Annotated in this window: 23 protein-coding genes and 1 other annotated feature; of the genes, 10 read left to right on the plus strand and 13 right to left on the minus strand. The window is 34.2% G+C overall.

The features are described from left to right. Positions 1 to 19: 19 nt before the first annotated feature. Entirely contained in the window at positions 20 to 1,375 is a 1,356-nt protein-coding gene (brnQ3, locus tag NSQ69_RS07480) for a branched-chain amino acid transport system II carrier protein BrnQ3 (RefSeq protein WP_341099117.1), read from the minus strand. A 59-nt stretch (positions 1,376 to 1,434) separates the two neighbouring features. After that, positions 1,435 to 1,693 (minus strand) — a binding site (T-box leader). Positions 1,694 to 1,955: 262 nt separating this feature from the next. Here brnQ3 and NSQ69_RS07485 point away from each other — a divergent pair. Continuing rightward, positions 1,956 to 2,165, plus strand: a complete 210-nt coding sequence (locus tag NSQ69_RS07485) for a hypothetical protein (protein ID WP_000880630.1) — start codon at positions 1,956 to 1,958, stop codon at positions 2,163 to 2,165. Positions 2,166 to 2,204: 39 nt separating this feature from the next. Here the strand turns inward: NSQ69_RS07485 and NSQ69_RS07490 are convergent, their stop codons facing one another. After that, on the minus strand, positions 2,205 to 2,981 hold the full coding sequence (locus NSQ69_RS07490; protein ID WP_002126342.1) for a class I SAM-dependent methyltransferase: 777 nt from the start codon (positions 2,979 to 2,981) through the stop codon (positions 2,205 to 2,207). Positions 2,982 to 3,089: 108 nt separating this feature from the next. Here NSQ69_RS07490 and NSQ69_RS07495 point away from each other — a divergent pair, with 108 nt between their 5' ends. Beyond that, complete coding sequence (locus tag NSQ69_RS07495; RefSeq protein ID WP_002126344.1) at positions 3,090 to 3,941, plus strand: hypothetical protein; 852 nt, start codon at positions 3,090 to 3,092, stop codon at positions 3,939 to 3,941. Positions 3,942 to 4,124: 183 nt separating this feature from the next. Here NSQ69_RS07495 and NSQ69_RS07500 read toward each other — a convergent pair whose 3' ends face one another. Continuing rightward, positions 4,125 to 4,322 carry a hypothetical protein gene (locus tag NSQ69_RS07500; RefSeq protein WP_000776287.1) on the minus strand — a complete coding sequence of 66 codons (198 nt, stop codon included), beginning with the start codon at positions 4,320 to 4,322 and terminating at the stop codon, positions 4,125 to 4,127. Between the two features lie 152 nt (positions 4,323 to 4,474). Between NSQ69_RS07500 and NSQ69_RS07505 the strand changes: the two genes are divergently transcribed. The 3 genes from NSQ69_RS07505 to hmpA all read left to right on the plus strand — a co-directional run bounded on the left by NSQ69_RS07505 (position 4,475) and on the right by hmpA (position 7,606). Beyond that, complete coding sequence (locus NSQ69_RS07505) at positions 4,475 to 5,572, plus strand: site-2 protease family protein (RefSeq protein ID WP_002126346.1); 1,098 nt, start codon at positions 4,475 to 4,477, stop codon at positions 5,570 to 5,572. Positions 5,573 to 5,686: 114 nt separating this feature from the next. Further along, positions 5,687 to 6,205, plus strand: a complete 519-nt coding sequence (locus NSQ69_RS07510; RefSeq protein WP_002186313.1) for a hypothetical protein — start codon at positions 5,687 to 5,689, stop codon at positions 6,203 to 6,205. 192 nt (positions 6,206 to 6,397) lie between these two features. After that, positions 6,398 to 7,606, plus strand: coding sequence for an NO-inducible flavohemoprotein (gene hmpA / locus NSQ69_RS07515; RefSeq protein ID WP_060750567.1), 1,209 nt, complete (start codon positions 6,398 to 6,400; stop codon positions 7,604 to 7,606). A gap of 29 nt (positions 7,607 to 7,635) precedes the next feature. On the opposite strand, the gene NSQ69_RS07520 is transcribed toward hmpA, so the two are convergent. Beyond that, the gene (locus NSQ69_RS07520) at positions 7,636 to 8,148 is read right to left on the minus strand and encodes a Crp/Fnr family transcriptional regulator (RefSeq protein WP_002086692.1); all 513 of its coding nucleotides are present in this window, start codon (positions 8,146 to 8,148) and stop codon (positions 7,636 to 7,638) included. Positions 8,149 to 8,318: 170 nt separating this feature from the next. Between NSQ69_RS07520 and NSQ69_RS07525 the strand changes: the two genes are divergently transcribed. After that, positions 8,319 to 8,546 carry a hypothetical protein gene (locus NSQ69_RS07525; RefSeq protein WP_000883004.1) on the plus strand — a complete coding sequence of 76 codons (228 nt, stop codon included), beginning with the start codon at positions 8,319 to 8,321 and terminating at the stop codon, positions 8,544 to 8,546. A 293-nt stretch (positions 8,547 to 8,839) separates the two neighbouring features. On the opposite strand, the gene NSQ69_RS07530 is transcribed toward NSQ69_RS07525, so the two are convergent. The 3 genes from NSQ69_RS07530 to NSQ69_RS07540 form a co-directional block, all read right to left on the minus strand. Further along, positions 8,840 to 9,640 (minus strand): sulfite exporter TauE/SafE family protein, encoded by an 801-nt coding sequence (locus tag NSQ69_RS07530; RefSeq protein ID WP_002126353.1) that lies wholly within the window; start codon positions 9,638 to 9,640, stop codon positions 8,840 to 8,842. Between the two features lie 117 nt (positions 9,641 to 9,757). Next, positions 9,758 to 10,756 (minus strand): inorganic phosphate transporter, encoded by a 999-nt coding sequence (locus NSQ69_RS07535; RefSeq protein ID WP_002030715.1) that lies wholly within the window; start codon positions 10,754 to 10,756, stop codon positions 9,758 to 9,760. 11 nt (positions 10,757 to 10,767) lie between these two features. Next, positions 10,768 to 11,388: a DUF47 domain-containing protein gene (locus tag NSQ69_RS07540; RefSeq protein ID WP_000231445.1), complete on the minus strand. Its 621-nt coding sequence runs from the start codon at positions 11,386 to 11,388 to the stop codon at positions 10,768 to 10,770. 308 nt (positions 11,389 to 11,696) lie between these two features. On the opposite strand from NSQ69_RS07540, the gene NSQ69_RS07545 reads away from it, so the two are divergent. Beyond that, positions 11,697 to 13,736, plus strand: a complete 2,040-nt coding sequence (locus NSQ69_RS07545) for a transglycosylase domain-containing protein (RefSeq protein ID WP_002126359.1) — start codon at positions 11,697 to 11,699, stop codon at positions 13,734 to 13,736. A gap of 178 nt (positions 13,737 to 13,914) precedes the next feature. On the opposite strand, the gene NSQ69_RS07550 is transcribed toward NSQ69_RS07545, so the two are convergent. Both NSQ69_RS07550 and NSQ69_RS07555 read right to left on the minus strand, forming a co-directional pair. Beyond that, positions 13,915 to 14,343: a hypothetical protein gene (locus tag NSQ69_RS07550; protein ID WP_002168802.1), complete on the minus strand. Its 429-nt coding sequence runs from the start codon at positions 14,341 to 14,343 to the stop codon at positions 13,915 to 13,917. 219 nt (positions 14,344 to 14,562) lie between these two features. Further along, positions 14,563 to 14,937: a Gly-Xaa-Xaa repeat protein gene (locus NSQ69_RS07555; RefSeq protein ID WP_321145787.1), complete on the minus strand. Its 375-nt coding sequence runs from the start codon at positions 14,935 to 14,937 to the stop codon at positions 14,563 to 14,565. Here NSQ69_RS07555 and NSQ69_RS07560 point away from each other — a divergent pair. Next, positions 14,885 to 15,007, plus strand: coding sequence for a hypothetical protein (locus NSQ69_RS07560; protein ID WP_265323968.1), 123 nt, complete (start codon positions 14,885 to 14,887; stop codon positions 15,005 to 15,007). The two genes, NSQ69_RS07555 and NSQ69_RS07560, sit on opposite strands and share 53 nt — an antisense overlap. Positions 15,008 to 15,047: 40 nt before the next feature. Here the strand turns inward: NSQ69_RS07560 and NSQ69_RS07565 are convergent, their stop codons facing one another. After that, positions 15,048 to 16,313: an ATP-binding protein gene (locus NSQ69_RS07565; protein ID WP_002126365.1), complete on the minus strand. Its 1,266-nt coding sequence runs from the start codon at positions 16,311 to 16,313 to the stop codon at positions 15,048 to 15,050. 160 nt (positions 16,314 to 16,473) lie between these two features. Here NSQ69_RS07565 and NSQ69_RS07570 point away from each other — a divergent pair, with 160 nt between their 5' ends. Together NSQ69_RS07570 and NSQ69_RS07575 are read left to right on the plus strand one after the other, a co-directional pair. Next, positions 16,474 to 17,319: a DUF72 domain-containing protein gene (locus NSQ69_RS07570; protein WP_002086674.1), complete on the plus strand. Its 846-nt coding sequence runs from the start codon at positions 16,474 to 16,476 to the stop codon at positions 17,317 to 17,319. A gap of 149 nt (positions 17,320 to 17,468) precedes the next feature. After that, the gene (locus NSQ69_RS07575) at positions 17,469 to 17,606 is read left to right on the plus strand and encodes a hypothetical protein (protein ID WP_003188136.1); all 138 of its coding nucleotides are present in this window, start codon (positions 17,469 to 17,471) and stop codon (positions 17,604 to 17,606) included. Positions 17,607 to 17,687: 81 nt separating this feature from the next. Here the strand turns inward: NSQ69_RS07575 and NSQ69_RS07580 are convergent, their stop codons facing one another. The 3 genes from NSQ69_RS07580 to NSQ69_RS07590 all read right to left on the minus strand — a co-directional run bounded on the left by NSQ69_RS07580 (position 17,688) and on the right by NSQ69_RS07590 (position 20,458). Then, positions 17,688 to 17,882 (minus strand): DUF3924 family protein, encoded by a 195-nt coding sequence (locus tag NSQ69_RS07580; protein ID WP_002011737.1) that lies wholly within the window; start codon positions 17,880 to 17,882, stop codon positions 17,688 to 17,690. Positions 17,883 to 18,002: 120 nt separating this feature from the next. Further along, a complete protein-coding gene (locus NSQ69_RS07585; RefSeq protein ID WP_000806230.1) occupies positions 18,003 to 18,533 on the minus strand; it encodes a tyrosine-type recombinase/integrase in 531 nt (176 codons plus the stop codon). 107 nt (positions 18,534 to 18,640) lie between these two features. Next, positions 18,641 to 20,458 carry a sensor histidine kinase gene (locus tag NSQ69_RS07590; RefSeq protein ID WP_085310064.1) on the minus strand — a complete coding sequence of 606 codons (1,818 nt, stop codon included), beginning with the start codon at positions 20,456 to 20,458 and terminating at the stop codon, positions 18,641 to 18,643. Positions 20,459 to 20,643 lie beyond the last annotated feature (185 nt).

Consider the following 20,643-nt stretch of genomic DNA (forward strand, 5'->3'; position numbering starts at 1 on the left):
TCCCGAAATGGGAGTTTTTTTATGATACTTTCGATTCAGGTGAATGATCCGTTAATGGTACTGCTTTGGCGCCACTTAATTTTGCGATAGCAAAACCGATAATAGCCCCAACTAATGTTGGTACTAACCAGCCAATTCCTTCATTATATAATGGAATAAATTCGAAATAAGATGTGATAGATGAAACAGGAATATTCCCTTGTTTTAATCCATCAAATACGCTCACAATTGCAGATCCAATTAACGCACCTACATAAACAGAACGATATCCACCGAAATATTTATGAAGTAATGATAGTAATACGAGTACAATCGCAATTGGATATACAACAAGTAAAATAGGAACAGAGATTGCGATAATTTTTGTTAAACCTAAGTTGGCAACTAATAATCCTAATGTGCAAATGACACTTGCTAACGTTGTGTATGAAAATTTCGTTAATAATGTTGAGAAGTATTGACTGCATGCAGATACAAGTCCAATACATGTTGTTAAGCAAGCGAGTGTAACGATAAGAGATAATAGAATTAGACCATATGGACCGAGTAATTGTTGTACGATAACGGTAAGTAGCTGTCCGCCGTTTGTTGCGTATCCGAGAGAGACACTAGTTGTACCGAGCCAGCCAAGTGCACCATATACAAGTACGAGACCAGTAGCGGCAATAAGTCCTGCTTTTGCTGTTGCGATGGCAATTGATTTGCGGTCATTCACACCTTTTGAGCGAATTGCATTTACAACGATAATTCCAAATGCAAGCGCTGAAATGGTATCCATCGTTAAGTATCCTTCCATAAAACCTTTGAAAACTGGAGAAGTTTGATACTCTTGCATTGCTGGTCCTGATTGCCCAAGTGGTGAAAATACACTCTTAAAGAATAATAAGAAAATAGAGAGTAATAAAATAGGTGTTAATACGCTTCCGATACGATCGACGAGTTTAGAAGGATTTAAACTAAGCCAAAATACGATAGCAAAGAAGATGACTGTGTATAAAAATAGCGTTAGGCTGCTAGAGCGAATAGTTTCTGGTAAGAAAGAACTAATTCCCATTTCATAAGCCACATTAGCAACACGTGGGATGCCCATAGATGGACCGATTGCAATGTATACAACTACCGTAAAGAATATTCCGAATAATGGGTGAACATGACTTGCAAGTTGTTGCATTCCATTTCCTGATAGAGAAATAGCGATAACAGTAAGTAGTGGTAAGCCGACTCCTGTTAGTAAAAAACCAATCATTGCTGGCCAAAAGTTTTCACCAGCATTTTGTCCAAGCATTGGAGGGAAAATTAAATTTCCTGCTCCAAAAAATAAAGAAAACAGCATAAGACCTGTGAAAAAAACATGTTTTTTTGATACAGTGTTCATTGTTTTTTTTCTCCTTTTTTGTAAATTCATTGTAAGAACACAAAAAACTCGTCCCTTAAGAAAGGGACGAGTTATATTTACCCGCGATACCACCCTAATTTATACATGTAGAAATATATCTATATGTATACGGCTTTACAACGTACAACATGATACGTGTTCCTTGTAACGGGGGACGACCGGTAAGAACTTACTTTAGCATTCGGTTCTACTTCTCGGAGATGATTTTCGGTTACGAACTGAGCGTTGGCTTTCAGCAAAATACCAACTCTCTGGGGAACAGCTCTATAACATACTCGTTCTCGTCAATGAATTTTTATTCAAGTATTCTGACAACATTTTTACATGTTTTTTTTAGAAAGTCAACATATTTTTTGGGAAATACACTTTCCTGTAGAAATATAGCTGAGAATATAAGGGTTAATACTATTTGTAAAAATGCTGTAAAACATTATAGAGAATTGTAAAGTTTATGGAGAAAATCGATATTTATAGGAGTAAGGAAGGAATTGTTTGAATTTGCAGAGAATAATACAACAATCCACTTGCTGGAAAGAACAAACCAAAAGAGGTGACTGAAATGCTTGCGATGGGAGTATTATTTGGCATTATTGCTATAATTGGTTTTATGTGGTTATATTATTCGCGTTCGTTTAAACAAGCAGAAGTTTTACTCTTTCAAAAAGGTAGTTTGTTGACAAATCAGTCTAGATATTTAGTATGTCCGAAGTGTGGAAGTGCACAGGCCAGGAGTGGAGGATATCAAGAGTGTTGCAAAATTAGATTATGAAAGAAGGAAGCCTCACATTATTTTGTGAGGCTTCCTTCCTTACAATTTTTTCGCGCTCCAAATTGTCCAACGATCTCTTTCGATGATAGGAGAGACGTTTTGTAATGCCGTTTGGATATGATGTAGAAGTTGAGAAAGTTCATTATCTGTTAGTTCATATAGAATGGATCGGCCTGTTCGAGGAGATAAATCTTGTAGCAAAGCCTCTACAGAATCATGTACTTTTCGTACTTCCCATTGTGTTTGAATGGGGAGCGCTTGAAGAGGATATGTTTGTAATAATTGCTGTATAGTAGTGGTTTTTGGTCTTCTTTGCGCTTCTGTTTCAATGAGTTTTGGAAAGACCGAGAAAAAATATCCACGAAGGTGTTCAGGACTTCCTGGGATTATACAATCTTCAATGGTCCTGTCTTGTAAAATAAGTAGACCGTCTTTTTTTAATATACGAGAAGCCTCTCGTATAAATGTGGGAATATCATGCAAATGATGAATGACTGCACGAGAAATGACAAGGTCGAATGTTTCATTAGGGAATGAGATATTATGTGCATCACCGTGAATGAATGAAATGTTTGGGAAGGCATTACAATTTTCTTTTGCAGCTTGTAATATTTCTTTTGAAAAATCAAGCCCAACAACACTTTTGGCTCCCATAAGAGCAAGTTCTTTCGTGTAAATGCCGCCACCACAACCTATATCAATTACTTGTTTATTTTGCACATCTACAATATTGTTTATTGTTTCCTGCCATGAAATATGTGCGTTACGATTTGCATACGTATACTTATTATTTGCATCATGAAAATTAATGGACATTGTAAAATCCTCCCTTCAGTTTATAGTATAGCTCATTCTATATAATGTAACGTTTTTGTTTTATGCATGAGGATTATAAGAATTTCTTATTGGAAAAGGAGAATCGATTTGAAAGGGAAATATTTAATGTTTTTATGTGTTATTTTACTCGCGTCGTGTGGTCAATCCGAGCAAAAGAAAGAACCGGAACAAGTAGAGGAGACAGTGAATGAAATGAGAGAACCATTACAAGTAACTGTTATGCAAAAAGGTAAAGAAGAAAAAAATTTAAAGAAAATGGATGCGGAGTTGGTGGTGGATATTATAAACAAAGCGGAAAAACAAGAAGTAACGGGTAGTTTTGGTGAACCGGAATATGAAATACAAATTAGTAGTGATGGAAAAAAAGAAACATATTATGCATGGTTAAGAGGAGAAGATCGCCGAGGATGGATTCAATATAAGAAAGATATGTATATGCTTAACGAAAAAGATACGGAAAAGCTTTTGGCTATCTTTCCAAAGATTCCAGAACAAAAAGAAGATGAGATGCAGGTAGGTACTTTAACGGAAGTAACAAAAAAAGACATGCAGATTACTGCGTTTCATATTAAAGCTGGTGATCAAAAAATGAATTATACAGTACGTTATACGATTTCACAATCACTATATAATAAGTTAGCAAAGGAACAAGAATATTATTTGCAATTAATTTTCCCGGAAAAGGTCCAAAAATTAATTGGCGCAAAAGAGAGTGAAATAATTTCAGCTGAAAAAGTAAAGGAAGGGTATAAACAGTATGAGTTGAATGTTACTGTTCCGATAAAAGATGCTTCAGAATCACAATTAAAATCACTAGAAACCTATTATGATAATCACGATTTACAAATATTAAATAGTAAGAAAGAAAAAGTAGGAGCATTTCAAAACATTATTCAAATTGTTAAAGAGTATGGTGAAAAAATGAATTTACAAAGATAAAGTGAAATTTTAATCAGTGGGGGCATCCCCCGCTGATTATTAGCACGAATCCTACCTAAATTCTTTGCTCCAGCCGAATTTTGAGGTGGGATTCTTACTGCCCGTAAATAGCGGGCAGTAAGAATCATAAAGTCTATATGGCCTTTCCTAGGAAATGATAATAGAGGGGAAAGATCCCCTCTATTATTTTGCTTTTGCAGATGGCTCATTCATTGATTTTCGTGTAATTAGAAAGGAAATCATAAGAGCAGAAAGAATAATAAGGGCTATAAATAAGTGATTTGGCAACCAATCTAATAATAATACGTAGCTGACGGTATAAAAAATAAGAGTTGAAGCTAAAAACGATAGAGCGCCTATCATAAGAGATTGTAATTTCATTTGTATTTACCTCCTTTTATTTTTATTTTTGGCTAAAAATGGATGGAATAAACATTATTTCTAACAATAGAAAAAAATATGTCATAATAGAGAAAAAGAATAAGTTTTGATGAGTGTATATGGCTCAATAAAGCGAGATAAAGGAGAGGAATATGAAAAATAATAAAAAAGGATTATGGGGAGTTATCGTTGCAATAGGGTTATTTTTACTATCTAAGTTAAAATGGGTATTTGCAATTTTTAAGTTAGCAAAATTTTCAACAGTATTTAGTATGTTTTTATCGCTTGGTGCATACGCAGTCATATATGGTTGGAAGTTTGGGGTAGCACTCGTATATTTATTGTTTGTACATGAGATGGGGCATTTATGGGCAGCGAGAAAGAAAGGGATACCAACATCGCCAGCAATCTTCATACCATTTATGGGAGCTCTTATTGGGATGAAAGAGATGCCGAAAAATGCAAAAGATGAAGCTTACATTGCATATATGGGACCTCTTTTCGGGTTGCTTTCATTTTTACCCGCGATCCCACTGTATATAATCACGAAAGAGCCGTTTTGGGCGCTTATTATTTTACTTGGAAGTATGATTAATTTCTTTAACTTAATTCCAGTTTCTCCATTAGATGGTGGACGAATAATTTCAGTTGTAAGCACGAAAATTTGGGGAGCAGGGCTAGTTTTACTACTCGGCTATTCTATTTACTTCAAAAGTATTTTAGGAGGATTTATTTTTATTATCGGCTGTATGGAACTATATAGAGTAATAAAGAGAGATGAGCCGATTAAGGAATTAGGATATAAAATCGATGGAATGAAAGAATATGCTGCTAGGCTTGAAGAGGAATTAAAAGAAACTGGTGCGGTGCATCGAACGATTTATATGATTCACCATGAAATGAACGTATTAAGACAAAGAGAACGTGAAAAAGAATTAAAAACAGGAGAACTTCAAAAGATTGAAGTGCTAGAGTACCTTTTACCAAAATTTGAGCCACTTGATTATGTCCCATATGAAGATGAAAAAGAAATGCATACAATTCATATAAGAGAAGCATTTGAAATGTCAGAAAGAAAATTAAATGAATGGGAAACAGAAAAGGAACAACAAGAAAATTATTATAAAGTCGATACGAAAACGAAATGGACAGTATTTGCTTGTTATATCGGATTAATGGCTATACTCGGTTATACAGCTTATGAAGGTTATGTTGTTTTACAAGAGCATTTACCAAGGAGAAGTTTGTAGAAAAATAGTGTCGAAATGAAAAGGAGGATTTAAACAGGAATTACATTTCTACGAGAGAATGTTACAAGTGTAACAGTACATTGTAATATTCATAGTAGAAAAGGGGTTCTGTATATGAAGAAATTGTTAAGTGTATTGGTAACTATTACTGTGATGGCAATAGCGAGCTATAGTCTTATGAAAGTACTATTATATTATGCGAATAAGTCTGCTGGAGTAAATACAGTAGCACAAATAGAAGAGGTGCAAGAGAAGAAGAAGACACTCGATTTTGTTCGTACGACACATGAAAGTTATAATAATTTCTTGAATTATGGCAAGGCAGAGAAATATACAGATGGGGATTGGAAACATTTTAAACGATGGTTTCAAGAGCAAGAAGCCTCTTTAAAAAATATACATAAAGAAATAAAAAATGAAAAAATAAAACGCGATGTGAATAGAAGTTATGAAATTGTAAAAAAAGGTGTGGAGCTTCAGAATATTGAGTATGTAATCTATGCTCATCGCGTATATCATGACTTGGATATACTTGTGAATAAACATAAAGGTGAAACGAATATATGGGGGTATACAGAGTTTGGAGATGGGCAGAATATAAGAGTAATTGAACAAGCAATACAAACAAAGTAGTAGGCTAGCTAGAATTCTAGTTAGCTTTTTTTTTGAGCACAATTAATGGGGGCTAATTAAAATTTACTTAATATGTGCATTGTTCATATATTTTTCACAAAAACACCATGTTAATAGTGATTAAAATCACAATATGAATTATACAATTCAGTTAAACTAAAAACAGTTAAGGAAATAGAGGAGTGGGATACAATGTTAAGTGCAAAAACAATTGAAATCGTAAAGTCAACAGTACCGTTATTACAAGAAAAAGGCGTTGAGATTACAACGAGATTTTATCAAATTTTATTTTCGGAACATCCGGAGTTATTGAATATTTTCAACCATACGAACCAGAAAAAAGGAAGACAACAACAAGCATTAGCAAATGCTGTTTATGCAGCTGCAATGTACATTGATAATTTAGAAGCTATTATTCCAGTTGTAAAACAAATCGGTCATAAGCATAGAAGTTTAGGTATTAAGGCAGAGCATTATCCAATAGTAGGTACATGCTTACTACGAGCGATTAAAGAGGTCGCAGGCGCACCTGATGAAGTTTTAAATGCATGGGGAGAAGCGTATGGCGTCATTGCTGATGCATTCATTAGCATTGAAGCGGGTATGTATGAAGAAGCTGCACATAAAGAAGGTGGATGGAAAGATTTCCGCAACTTTGTGATTGTTAAAAAAGTGAAGGAAAGCGACGTTATTACATCATTTTATTTAAAACCTGAAGATGGCGGGAAAGTTTCTTCATTCATCCCAGGACAATATGTAACGATTCAAATAAATATTAAAGGTGAGACATATACACATAATCGTCAATATAGCTTGTCTGATGCTCCAGGAAAAGAATATTATCGTATTAGTGTAAAGAAAGAAAAAGGTGTAGATACACCAGATGGTAAAGTATCTAATTACTTACATGATCATGTAGGGGAAGGGGATGTCTTACCAGTAAGTGCACCAGCGGGAGATTTCGTATTAAATATGGAGTCAACATTACCTGTTGTACTAATTAGCGGTGGAGTAGGTATTACACCGATGATGAGTATGTTAAATACGTTAATTGAACAAGAATCAAAGCGTAATGTATGCTTTGTTCATGCGGCGATAAATAGTAATACACATGCGATGAAAGAGCATGTTGAGACAGTAGAAAAAGAGTATGAACAAGTTAAAGCATATACTTGCTATTCTTCACCGACAGAGCAAGATGTGGAAATGAAGAATTTTGATCAAGAAGGATTCATTGAACGTGAATGGTTACAAACTATTATTCCAACGACTGATGCAGAATTTTATTTCTGCGGTCCAGTACCATTTATGAAACATATAAATGCTGCATTAATTGATTTGGGTGTTAAACAAGAGAACATTCATTATGAATTTTTCGGTCCCGCAGCAAGCTTACAATAGGTTAACGTTGCCAAGCGAAAAACGAGGTATTATTTTACCTCGTTTTTTGCTTGTTCTCTAAGTAAGCGATTTACTGTTTCGCGGCGTACACCTATGAGCTGACCAATTTCAGTTTGTGTTAATATTTCATAAATAGGGATGTCACCTAAATAAAAGGTGAACCACTCTTGTAAACGATGAAGGCGCTCTTTAGGAGAGACAGTTGTCAATTGATCGATACGCTGTTGCATCATTCTTAACTTCGATTGTAATTGTATAGCGATATTTTCATATGATGCAGGATTTGCCTGAAGTTTGTCGTACCATTCATTGCTAATTATAGGCTCGACTTCTGTTTTCATTAAAGCGATAGCTGTACCGTGATATTCCTTCGGTGAAATTAAAGAATGGTGAGGTATCGTTTCACCAGGAACGATAATATTAAATAAAAATGGTGTTCCGTCTTCTTCTAACCGAATCACTTTTAATAAACCTGTTTTTATAAAATATAATGGACCGTCCTCACCTTGACGGAATAATACATCTCCCTTATGTAGAATCAATGTTAGCCCCCCATTAAAACATTTCTATTTCTTATATTTTAGCGTATATGTATAAAGACAATATGCTTTTTAAACAGCAATTTCATTGACGAAATGTATGCTATTACAGTAGTATACTATTTAGTGTGTAATAGTACTAGCAATGAATACGCTGTAGGGGGTTTAGTATATTGTTAGATGCGATGAAGATGACGGATATGAGAATTCCGGCGAATGCTATCATTCATGTAGAAGAGATGAAAGGTGGAGTCGTTTTATCCGTTGAAATAGACGGCCAAATTATTTATACGATGGCTTATGATGAAGAAACAGATAGTTATGCTGAATTATATGATCGAAACGATAAGAGGGCGTGCCAAGTACATGAAGACTTTATGGGATGGTCACTTCTTCACTAAAAAGATGTCAATATGACATCTTTTTTTATTGAATCGATAGATTATACAAAGAAATGAAATATAAGGATAAAATTTGTAATAAATGATTTTGCATTGTTAGCGCTTTGTAACTGTAAGATAACTGTTTTTTCGCTATCATAAAGATAACAGTCATAGCTATAGGAGTGGTCAACTTGAAGAAATTACATATTTCAAATTTTATGCTATTAAGTGTTTGTTTAGTTTTATTTGTTCTCCTAGGAGCCTTTTTATATTCATGTGTATAAGAAAAAACGCATTCTAGAAAGAACGCGTTATAAAAATGAAGTAATGATTAATCTAGTTCCAAGAATAATTAATGTGATACGTAATAAATTAATTATTGCATTACCGCTTAATTTTGTGTTAATATAAGCCCCGATTTTTCCGCCAATCCATGCACCAGGAATAAGAATTAATGCATAAGCCCAGCTGACATTTCCTAGAGAGATGTGAGTTAAAGAACTTACAATTGCTGAGAGAAATACGATAAACATTGAAGTTGCTACAGCAATGTGTGCTGGGAACGCAAAAAGGAGCATCATCGCTGGCACAAGTAAGGCACCACCACCGATTCCAAATAATCCGGATATAAATCCAACTATAAAGGCAATAAAGATAGCGAGAAATGGTGGGAATTGATAGTCTACAGTATTTCCTTCGTTATCTGTAAAAGATCGCTTAATTACAGTCATATTTGATAGGGAAAGAGGTTTCAATTTGTCTCGTAGTATAAGAAGAATGGAGACGAATATAAGAAAAATCCCAAAGTATAAAGAAAATGTATCTTGGTTTAAAAATTTGTTTGCCCATGATCCGATAATACCACCAGGGCCACTCCCGATAAATAAAATAAGTCCACTTTTATAATCTACCCGTTTATGTTTCATATAAGTAAGGGTAGAAGCCAGCCCTGTAAAAACGACTGTTACCATAGAAGTTCCTACTGCGAGTTGTGGTGATAAACTGTGTAATCCAATTAATAACGGAACGATAATAATTCCGCCTCCAAGTCCGACTAGGCTCCCGACTGTCCCGGCGATTAATCCGATGAAAAGTAACATGATGTATTCCAAAATTGCCAACTCCTCTATATAACTTATCCATCAATCATTATACACGCTTTTTAATAAGAAATAGGCTTGTTCACAAAAAAGTCGTCTTCCTAGAAAAATAAGGAAGACGACTTTTGATTAAAAGATTAAGTGTAATAAGTAGTAAAATAATGCAGCTAAAGAAGCTGAAATAGGAAGTGTAATAACCCATGTAATTAACATGCGTTTTGCAGTTCCCCATTTTACACCTTTCACGCGATGTGAAGCACCAACTCCTAAAATAGAAGAAGAGATAACGTGCGTCGTACTAACCGGTAAGTGAATAAATGTTGCGCCGAAAATAACAAGTGATGATGATAAATCGGCAGCTACACCATTTACAGGACGAATTTTCATAATTTGTCCACCGACAGTTTTAATAATTTTCCAACCACCGACAGAAGTACCAAGACCCATTGCGATTGCACAAGATAATTGTACCCAGAAAGGGATATCGCCAGAAGTATGATAGTTATTGGCCATAAGAGCCATCGTAATGATTCCCATTGCTTTTTGTGCATCATTCGTACCGTGCGTATAAGCTTGCAATGCAGCGGTGAAAATCTGGAATATACGGAAGTTCTTGTTCGTTTTCGTTAAGTTAAAGTTTTTAAATACCACTTTAAAAATACTATATACGATATAACCAATAACAAAAGCGATGATCGGTGAAATGATTAAAGCTTCAAGAATTTTTATAAACCCTTTATAGTTTAATGCGCTAATACCAGCAGCAGCAATTGCTGCACCAGCGATTGCGCCAATGATTGCATGCGAAGAACTACTTGGAATGCCATAGTACCAAGTGATCAAATTCCAGACTATTGCCGCAAGCAAAGCAGCTAAAATTACAAGAGAACCATTTTGCAAAGCAAACGGGTCAACAATATCTTTTGTAATCGTTTTTGCTACACCTGTAAATGTCATCGCACCTAAAAAGTTCATAATAGCTGCCATAACAATTGCATGTCTAGGCTTTAGAGCTTTCGTTGAAACAGCCGTTGCAATAGCGTTTGCTGTATCGTGAAATCCATTGATAAAGTCAAAAGCTAAAGCGCAAATGACTACTAAAACGGTCAGTATCAAGAGTGTATCCATGATCAAACTCCTTACGCGTTCTTCATAATGATTGTTTCTAATACGTTTGCAACGCTTTGACAGCTATCAGCTACTTCTTCAAGCTCTTCGTAAATCTCTTTAAATTGAATAATCTTAATCGGATCTTTCTCACGAGAGAATAAGTGCTTAATCGCATGACGGCGAATATCATCACATTGTGACTCGTAATCCTTAATCTTGATCGCATTTGTACGAATATCGACTAATTTCTTTTTAGAAAGTAGTTCAACAGAATTTGCAATCTCAATCGCACATTGATTAATTGCTTCAACGAATTTAATCATGTATTCATCAGCTTCTGTAATAGAATACATTTCGAATAGACCAGCACTGTGATCTAATCCGTCTAATACATCATCCATACTCATTGCAAGTTGTAGGATGTCTTCACGTTCAATAGGAGTAATAAACGCTTTGTTTAGCTCCATAATGATTTCGTGAATGAATGAGTCACCTTTTGACTCATACTCTTTCATGCGCATAGAAAACTCTTTTAAATCGCTAGCATTTTTAATTTTATACTCCACGAAAAACTGCGCGCCTTCTTTTAAATTTTCGGAAACGTTCATAAGCATTTCAGAAAATTTATCTTTTTTTGATTTAAAGACCATTATTGTTACCCCCACAAAAGTAATATATGTAAAATATATTGGCTAATCAATTCTAACAAAAAACTGTCGTTTTTTAAAACATTTTATCGAAAAGTTTACAAAAACTTAACAAAACTCTCATTGTTGTATTAATAATATTAATACAACAATGAATATCTTACTTGTAGAATGTCCTTTTCTTGCAAAAAGTATGAATGTGAAAGAAAAGCTTTACACTATAGGAATGACTACGTTATTATAATAAATTTAAAAGGAGGTATATTCTTCCTTTTAAAAAAAGAGTGTAAACAAATGAAGGAAGTGAACCAATGAAATTGAAGAACACTCACTTTAAAAAAACGCTTGAGTGGTTCAATAAGAGGAAGAAACTACGCAATTCATTAATTGTATTGGGAAGTTTACTTGCTACTCTATTTATTGTTGTAAATATAATAATTTCCATTCAAGATATATCTGAATTAAAACAAGCTGTTCCACAACCGACTTTAATTTATGATGCAAATAATGAAGTTGCGACTAAATTAGCTTCTTCTAAAACAGAAGGGGTCAAAAGGAAAGATATTCCTGATATTATGGTTCAAGCAATTGTTGCAGTAGAAGATAAGGAATTTTTTAGTCATCATGGTATTTACTATAGTGGAATTATAAGTGCTGTATTTAAGAACATTACAGCCGGTGAAGTTGTGGCAGGTGGTAGTACAATTACACAACAACTTGCGAAAAATGTATTTTTAACGCAAGACCGTACATTCTCGCGTAAAATAAAGGAATACTTTCTAACGAAAAAAATAGAACGTACTTATACGAAAGATGAAATTGTTGAAATGTATATGAATCAAATTTATTTTGGTGAAGGTGCTTGGGGGATAAAAAGAGCAGCTAAATCTTATTTTGATAAAGAAGTAAAAGACTTAACGATTTCAGAAGCTGCAACGATTGCAGGATTAATTAAAGCGCCATCTGCGTATTCGCCGTATAAAAACTTTAATAAATCAATTGAAAGACGTAATGTCGTATTAGGTTTAATGAAGGAGCAAGGATATATTTCTGAAGAACAATATAATCAGGAGAAAGAATCAGGTCTTGTATTACGACGTGGTGTTGACGATAAATATAAGGGAAAATATTCTCAATACGTAGATTATATTGTTAGAGAAGCGATGGACAAGTATGAATTAACACAAAATGAAATTTTAGCAGGTGGCTATCGTATTTATACGGAACTTGACTCGAAAAAACAACAAGCGGTTGAAGATGTTGTGAATAATGATAGTTATTTTAAAGATAGTGGCTCAGATCAGCTTATGCAAACGGGAGTGGTCCTTATGAATCCAAAAACTGGCGGTGTTCCGGCTTTAGTTGGAGGCAGAGGTCCTTATCAATTTTTACAGTTTAATCATGCAACACAATTAAAAAGACAGCCAGGTTCAACGTTAAAGCCTCTTGCAGTGTATGTACCAGCGTTAGAACAAGGATATGAAGTATACGATGTCTTAAAAGATGAACCGTTTAATATTAAAGAATATGCACCACAAAATAGTGATCATACGTTCCATGGTAATGTGACGATGTATGAAGCGGTGGCAAAGTCATATAATGTTTCAGCAGTTTGGCTATTAGAGAAAATTGGATTAGATAAAGGATTGAAATCTTTAGAGCGGTTTGGTATTCCATTAGAGCCTGAAGACCATACGTATCCGATTGCTTTAGGAGGTATGCATGTAGGGACTTCACCATTTGTAATGGCTCAAGCGTATAGCGCACTTGCAAATGATGGTGTCCAAGTAGAAGCTCATGCCATTAGAGAAATCCAAAATGCTGAAGGGAAAACAATTGGAAAATGGTATAAGAAAGAAACTCGTGTGACGAACGAGAAAGTTGCCCAAAAGATGACATACTTATTAAAAGGTGTTATTGAAAGGGGAACAGGTGAAAAAGCGAAAGTTAATAATATCGATACCGCAGGCAAGACAGGGACTACCCAGCTTGTAAATGGACCAAGCACTGGTGCGAAGGATTCGTGGTTTGTTGGATACACACCGGATTTAGTAGGTGCGATTTGGGTAGGGTATGATAAAACGGATAGTGAGCATTATGTGCCAGGAGGCAGCCAAATTACAACGACAATGTTCCGGGATATTATGAAGAAAGCGAATGGAAATCCAACTCAAAAGGCATTTCAGTTATCGCTAATACCTGAGGCGGATTATACAAAACAATTAAAAACGATTGAGGAAGAAAAACGAAGGAAAGAAGAAGAGAAAAAACGAAAAGAAGAGGAACAACAAAGAAAAGAACAGCAAAATGAATGGATAGATAAAGTGAAAGAGTGGATTCCATTTTGGTAAAAAAAGAGGCGAATAACGAGTTCGCCTCTTTTTTATGAGAAATGAGCGGTTTTATCTCGGTTCAAAATGTGGCAACAGAAAAGAAGTTAGGTGAGAATCGAGCTGCCTATAAAAATTTGATGGGTTTAACTTAATAATCCGTGGGGATGGGAAAAGCGCCACGGATTAAAGCTTCAGTTTATTTATTTAGCGTAACATTGGTCCTACCGAAGGATTGAGAATCATACGTGACGGTTATTATTCCTTTACTAATAGGTTCATATGGCAATTCCTCTTCGAAATTTCCAGTATTTTCATTATGGATAGAGAGTGTTATTTCATCAACGTCTTTATTTTTATATTGATCTTTAATCGTTTCAGCGATTTGAAGTAGGTTTTCATAACTAGAAGCTTCTGTAATAAGCATTCCTTTTATAACTTTTTTTTCATTTTGTGTGGAAGAGGAATACGGGATGTTGTTTTGTTTTGTATACAGAAGTTCGTATGGAATTGTTTTTCTTTCTGCTTTTGAAACATTTGAATAGTTTAGAGTTAAAAGAAACCCTATACATAAAATTATGCATACCATAAGAACAAACCAAAAACGTGTCAGTGATATAATTCGCATTGTCATCCCTCTTTCATGTCTTTGTCTTCACTATTCATCATACAAAAAGAGGATTAAGCTAGAGTAAATTTGAAGTAAAGAAACGTAAAGAAGGAGCACTTATCCTCCAAAATAAGTGCTCCTTTTTATTAAAAGAAAGTTTTAACATACAATCAAAATAATACAAATTACTATAAATCAAACATTCTTGGTCGTTCAAAAATAAAATGAAAACTAAAATTAGTAAATTCGGAAGACTGATAGTGTAGCTGTTGTGTCACCAGTGTTAGGGATGGAAATAGTATTTACTGTAGGTTGTACAGAGATTGTTGTACCAGCTGTTAAAGTAACAATTGTGGAGAAAGAAACCGCACTACCGATAACGTTAGTTGAAAAATTACGAGTAGGTGGTTGACCGTTGAATGAAATACCGAATCCAAATGGTGAAGAACCCGGGAAGGTTGTAGATGCTGAGAAACTAATATCGTATACTCCTGTTTCTAAAATAGTTAAAGTATCTGAAGTGTCATTAAAAATGAGATTATTTAGTTCGAAAACTTGATTGAATTGGATATTCGTTCCAGGTGATATAGTTTGTGGATTAGAATTTCCTATTGCTGCTATAGTTACAGGGAGTGGTGTGCCCGACGGTCCAGTAGCGCCAGTAGCACCAGCCGGACCTTGAGCGCCTTGAGCACCTTGGGCACCAGCAGCACCAGCCGGACCTAATGATTAATTCGTTCATAGTTCGCTTTAGGTAAAATTGGAATAGAAATAGTGAAAGTTGTACCGTTTTGATTACTAGACATTTTTAATGTACCGTTATGATTTTGAATAATTTTCTTCGTTACTGACAAGCCCAGTCCTGTTCCTGAATCTTTTGTTGAGAAGAATGGATCAAAGATATATTCTTGAATAGCTGGAGGAACCCCAGTTCCGTTATCTGTGAAAGTAATCCGAACAAAGTTATCTAGGCGATAACTAGAGATTTGAATGGAAAGAGGTCTTTCGCCTCGAGCATCGATAGCATTTTGAAATAAATTTAAAAAAACTTGCACAAGTTCATGACGATCGATATTGACAAGTACACCATCTAATTCCGTAGAAAATTCATAGTCAATAGAAATGTTGTGTAAAAAAACTTCACTAGCAAGTAGTTGTTGAATATATTCGCGTAAAAACGTATTGATGGGAAAAGGTTCTCTAGTAAATTCACGCGTTTTTGAAATGGCTAAAAATTTTGTGATAATACTATTTGCACGATCTAGTTCAGGAATGAGTAGACTTTTAAACAATTCTTTATTGGATGGAGAAACGTTATCTTGTAGAAATTGCAAGTATCCACGTACCGTTGTAAGGGGATTTCGTACTTCATGAGCAATCCCAGCTGCGATTCGTCCTGCTAATGAAAATTTTTCTGCATCACGTTCTGTGTTTAAATAATGGAAGACACTAATAACTCTAAAAATCTCTCCGTTATAATCCCGAATAATTCGATTGTTTAAAATACCATAGTTTTTGTCTAACACTTCTTCATTATATATTTCTGTTCCTGTTCTTAATGTTTCAATCGCTTTAATTTGTTCTTCTGGCAAGTTTAGTAATTGTTGAATTGGCTTTCCAATTATATCATTTCGTACTACACCAAAATCATCTGCTGCAGCTTGATTACATAAAGTTATATTTCCTTTACTATCAACAAAGGTGACATGATGTGAAAAAGCATCAAAAATATGAACAAAGTATGTTTCAAGTTGTTCAAATAAAAATAATGAATCGCAAGTAAGTTGAAAATCAGCCTTTTTATTCTCTTTTTGTATGTTTTGAATGGAATGAGTCGTTCTCGTTTTCTTTATTTGTAAACCAATATGTGGATTCTTGTATGTGAAATGATGTGGTAATTGATTCACAAGCTCTTCATATAACCGCACTTTATTTTCTAGTTCTTCTATTCGTTTTTCATGAGATACAATATCATCGTTTGGAAGCATAAATAAATAACCCCTCAATTTAAAAATTCTTCCATTTAGTATATCATATTTTTATACGGATACTCTTAAAGAAGGGGCTACTTAATGAAATTGATTAGCTGAAATGTCTGGGAAGTGAGTAGAATGGATAGAAGGTGAAGTTAAAAAGGGAGGGATATATTTGCTTTTCATTGGAGTGACAGGGTGGGGAGATCATGATTCTTTATATATAAATCCCTATGAAAATAGAAATAAATTGCGAACTTATAGTGAACATTTTCCCATTGTGGAAGTAGATAGTTCATTTTATGCGATACAACCTGCGCGGAATTATACAAAATGGGCGATGGAAACGCCGAAAGATTTTTCTTTTATAGTAAAAGCCTATCAAGGAATGACAGGACATATGAAAGGGGAAATCCCTTTTTCTACGTTCGATGAGATGTTTGATGTGTATAAACAATCCATTCTTCCTTTAATAGAAGCAAATAAATTAAAAATGATTTTATTTCAATATCCACCATGGTTTGATTGTAAAGTGAAAAATGTAGATTTACTTCGATACACGAAAGAAAAAATGGAAGATTTACCATGTGCAATAGAATTTCGAAATCAAACATGGTTTTATCCAGAAATGAGAGATAAGACGTTACAGTTTTTAGAAAAAGAAAACTGGATTCATACAATTTGCGATGAGCCTCAGGCTGGAATAGGATCAGTACCGCTTATATTAGAGGCAACAAACTCGGACATGGCGTTAATACGTTTTCATGGCCGAAATGTTCATGGTTGGCTGGATAAAGGAGAAAATTGGAGAGCGGTTCGCTGTTTGTATCGTTATAATAGTAAAGAATTGGCGGAATGGGTAGAACGATTAGAGCGATTGAAAAAGAAGACGAAGGATATATTTGTATTGTTTAATAATAATTCGGGCGGAGATGCAGCGGATAATGCGAAACAGCTTATGAAAATGATGAACATTACATATGGTGAGCCGAAGCCTGAGCAATTAAATTTGTTTGAATGATGATAAACAAGAAAGGCACTGTACAAACAGGGGGAATGTACAGTGCCTTTCTATATGAAAAAGAGGGGTAACAATGTTACTGAGCGTTTGGTTGATTCATCAATTGTTGGCTTCATAATAAATGATAATGGTTATCATTATCATTGTCAATGGTTTTTCGGAAAATAAGTAAAAAACTTTTTATCCCGCTATTTGCGGCAGTAAAACTCCTACCTCAAAATTCGGCTGGAGCAAAGAAGTTAGGTGGGAGCCCTGCTGCCCGTAAACGCCCGATTGGTGAAGGCTAATAATCAGTGGGGGATGAACAAAACCCCCACTGATTAAAGTTTCACTTTATATTTTAAATAGTAATAAAAAAAGAACAGCAATTACTGCTGTTCTTTTCCATTGATGATTTGTTGTAAATCAAAAGGAGTTATCGCTTGGATAAATTCCTTTGAGATAAGTGTTTGAACGAGAGTGCTTTCAGAAATTGTAGCACCTGTTTTCTTTTCATAAGATTTCTTTAATAAATCAAGTTTTTCAGCCGTTTCTTTCGGTAATTCAATTGTTAATGTGTTCATAATTTCTCCCCCTTACTATTAGAGTACCACTACAGTATAGGAGAGACAAGAAAAGAGAATATGAAACATAAAAAAGGTTACCAAATTTACAAATGGTAACCTTTTTATGTATAAGAGTTATTAAGCAATACCGATATACTTTAAAGTTTTGGATGGAGTACTGTGATCAAAGAAGTGTTGTAAAAATGCAATATCAACACCTGATTTGTATGCACAATAGCCCCAAGTTTTTCGAAGTGTATGTGAGCTAATCCCTTCTAATCCAACTTCTTTTGCAGCTTTGTTTAAAATGTACCATGCATGTTGTCTCGTAATAGACTTTGTTCCTTTTTGAGACTTTAATAATGGTTCATTACGTTTCCAAGTTTTACGTTCTTTCATGTAGTCTTCGATTGCGTGCTGTAAGTCTTCATTTACAGCAAACCATTTATGTTTCTTTACTTTCTCATTGTAAAATAAAATGGAATGGCGAACATTTTCGTCTTCATCGATTACATCACTAACTTTTAATTGTAAGATTTCACTTACTTTTAAGCCAGAATTTACAGCTAATACGAATAATAAGCCATCACGTTTCGAAGATTGTAAAAGTATATTTTTGATAGTTTCTAATTGTTTTTCATTTTGAATAGGTTGTCCTGCTTGTTTCATTTCACGCACTCTCCTCTTTTATATGTGTAAAGGAAAGGATTAACTTGTTTCTTACTATAAAGGGAGAGTGTGAATTTCATGTGAACTCCTAGTGAAATTAAGACAAATTATTTGACTTCTTTTACTTTTTGTAAATTAAAATAAAATACAACGCTATTAGTGGTATTATACACGCCGTATTCAGCGTGATGGAGATCTAAAATGTTTTTCACAATGGATAACCCAAGGCCAGTACCTCCAGTATGACGGCTACGAGAAGCGTCTAAACGGTAGAAGCGATCCCAAATTTTTTCAAGGCTTTCTTCTGGAATAGGATTACCTGTGTTTTCAATTTTGATTTTCACTGTATCTTCCGTTTCTATAACAGAGACGTGTATTTTTTCACCATCTGGAGTATATCGAATTGCATTGCTAAGTAAGTTTACAACGACTTGCTCAATACGGCTACGATTTGCTTTAACAAATAGAGAAGAGTCAGCATGGATGTCCACTTGTAAATGTTTTTCCTCCATGCTAAATAATAATTTTGTATAGACTTGTTGAATTAATTCACCGATTGAGAATGTCGACATTTCTAGTTTGTACGTACCTGATTCTAGTTTTGCTAATTCTAACATTTCAACAATGAGCCTGTTCATATTATCTGTCTCTTCCAAAATAACATTTGTATAATATGTCGTATCTTTACTTACGCCATCTTGAATACCTTCAGCGAAGCTACGAATAACACTAAGTGGTGTTTTTAATTCATGAGATACACCAGAAATGAATTCTTTTCTCGTTTTTTCCAATTGACGTTCGCGTTCAATATCTTGTTGTAATTTTGTATTGGCAACATTTAATCGGTCGATTCGATCTTTTAAATTTACAGAGAGTGTATTAATACCACTTGATAACCCGCCAATTTCATCGTCTGCTGTAACAGGTAACTTCTCGCTAAAATCAAAGTTGGCCATTTTTTTTGTAACACGATTTATCTTAATTAATGGTTTAACAATGATTTTTGAGTAGTAGAAGGATAACAAAATAATAACGAGAAACACGATAATTAAGGCATAGACATAATAATCTTTTAAAACGAGCATCGCTTCATTAACAGGTTGTAAAGATGCTATCGCAAAAGCGTACTCCTTAATTTCTCCGTTTTCCATAATAGGCTTTACAAAGACACTGTTTTTTATATTTTCCCCACTATCTAAAATATACGTGTTTAATTGATTTGAATTAGAAGTACCTTGTCTAATAGTTCTTGCAAAATATTGAACAGCTTGTAATGTTTCAAAATCCTTTGCAAGACGAACCTCAGTTTTGGAAGGAAGCTGTAATTTAGATATTACCCCAGTAAAATAGATTGGAGAACCAGTATTATTATATCGATTTTTAAGTTTATTTTTAGATGGATTACCACTAATGGATTGAAAATCTGAATTGAATTGTTCATTTTCCCATCTAGTATTATTAGTTATTAATTCTTGAGGTGTTATTATATTATTCGGTTGGAGTAGTCCGTCTACATAAATTATTCCATCTTTTTTTAATCCTAATTTTGCGAATTTATTATATTCTTCTGGTGTTAAAAGATTGTTAAGGGGGATGGAATAGGTTTTATTATTGTTAGGGTTAATCACATCAATGGAAAAACTGTTTTCACTTTTAATAATGCCGTTAGAATCTAAAAATTGCATTTCAGCATTCGTTTTATCGTGAAATTCTTGTTTTAGCTTTCTGATTTCCTCAAAACTTTTGTCGCTTTTTTCATAATTATCTACGAATTTTTCAAAAGCCGTTTGAACGGTTTTTATTTTTTTATTAATATAAAACTTCTCTAAAAATAGAGATTGTCCAAGGAAAAAAAGGAGAAATATGATTGTAAATAAAGTTGATGTTAATAAAAATAGTTTAAAGACGATGCTTCTGTTCTTCACTGTTTCACCTCGTATGAAAAATACTGTAATATAAATGATTTCTTAATTATAACAAAGGTTACAAAAAAGTAGAGGGGATAAATCTGCCTCTCTCTAAAGTAGTTTTTTATAGAATGTCACATAAAGAGACGGTACAGTGACTATAGAAGTATTTTAGCATAAAAAAGAACTCGCCAGACGTATGA

This window comes from Bacillus sp. FSL R10-2201 (genome assembly GCF_038008665.1).
GTDB lineage: Bacteria > Bacillota > Bacilli > Bacillales > Bacillaceae_G > Bacillus_A > Bacillus_A mycoides.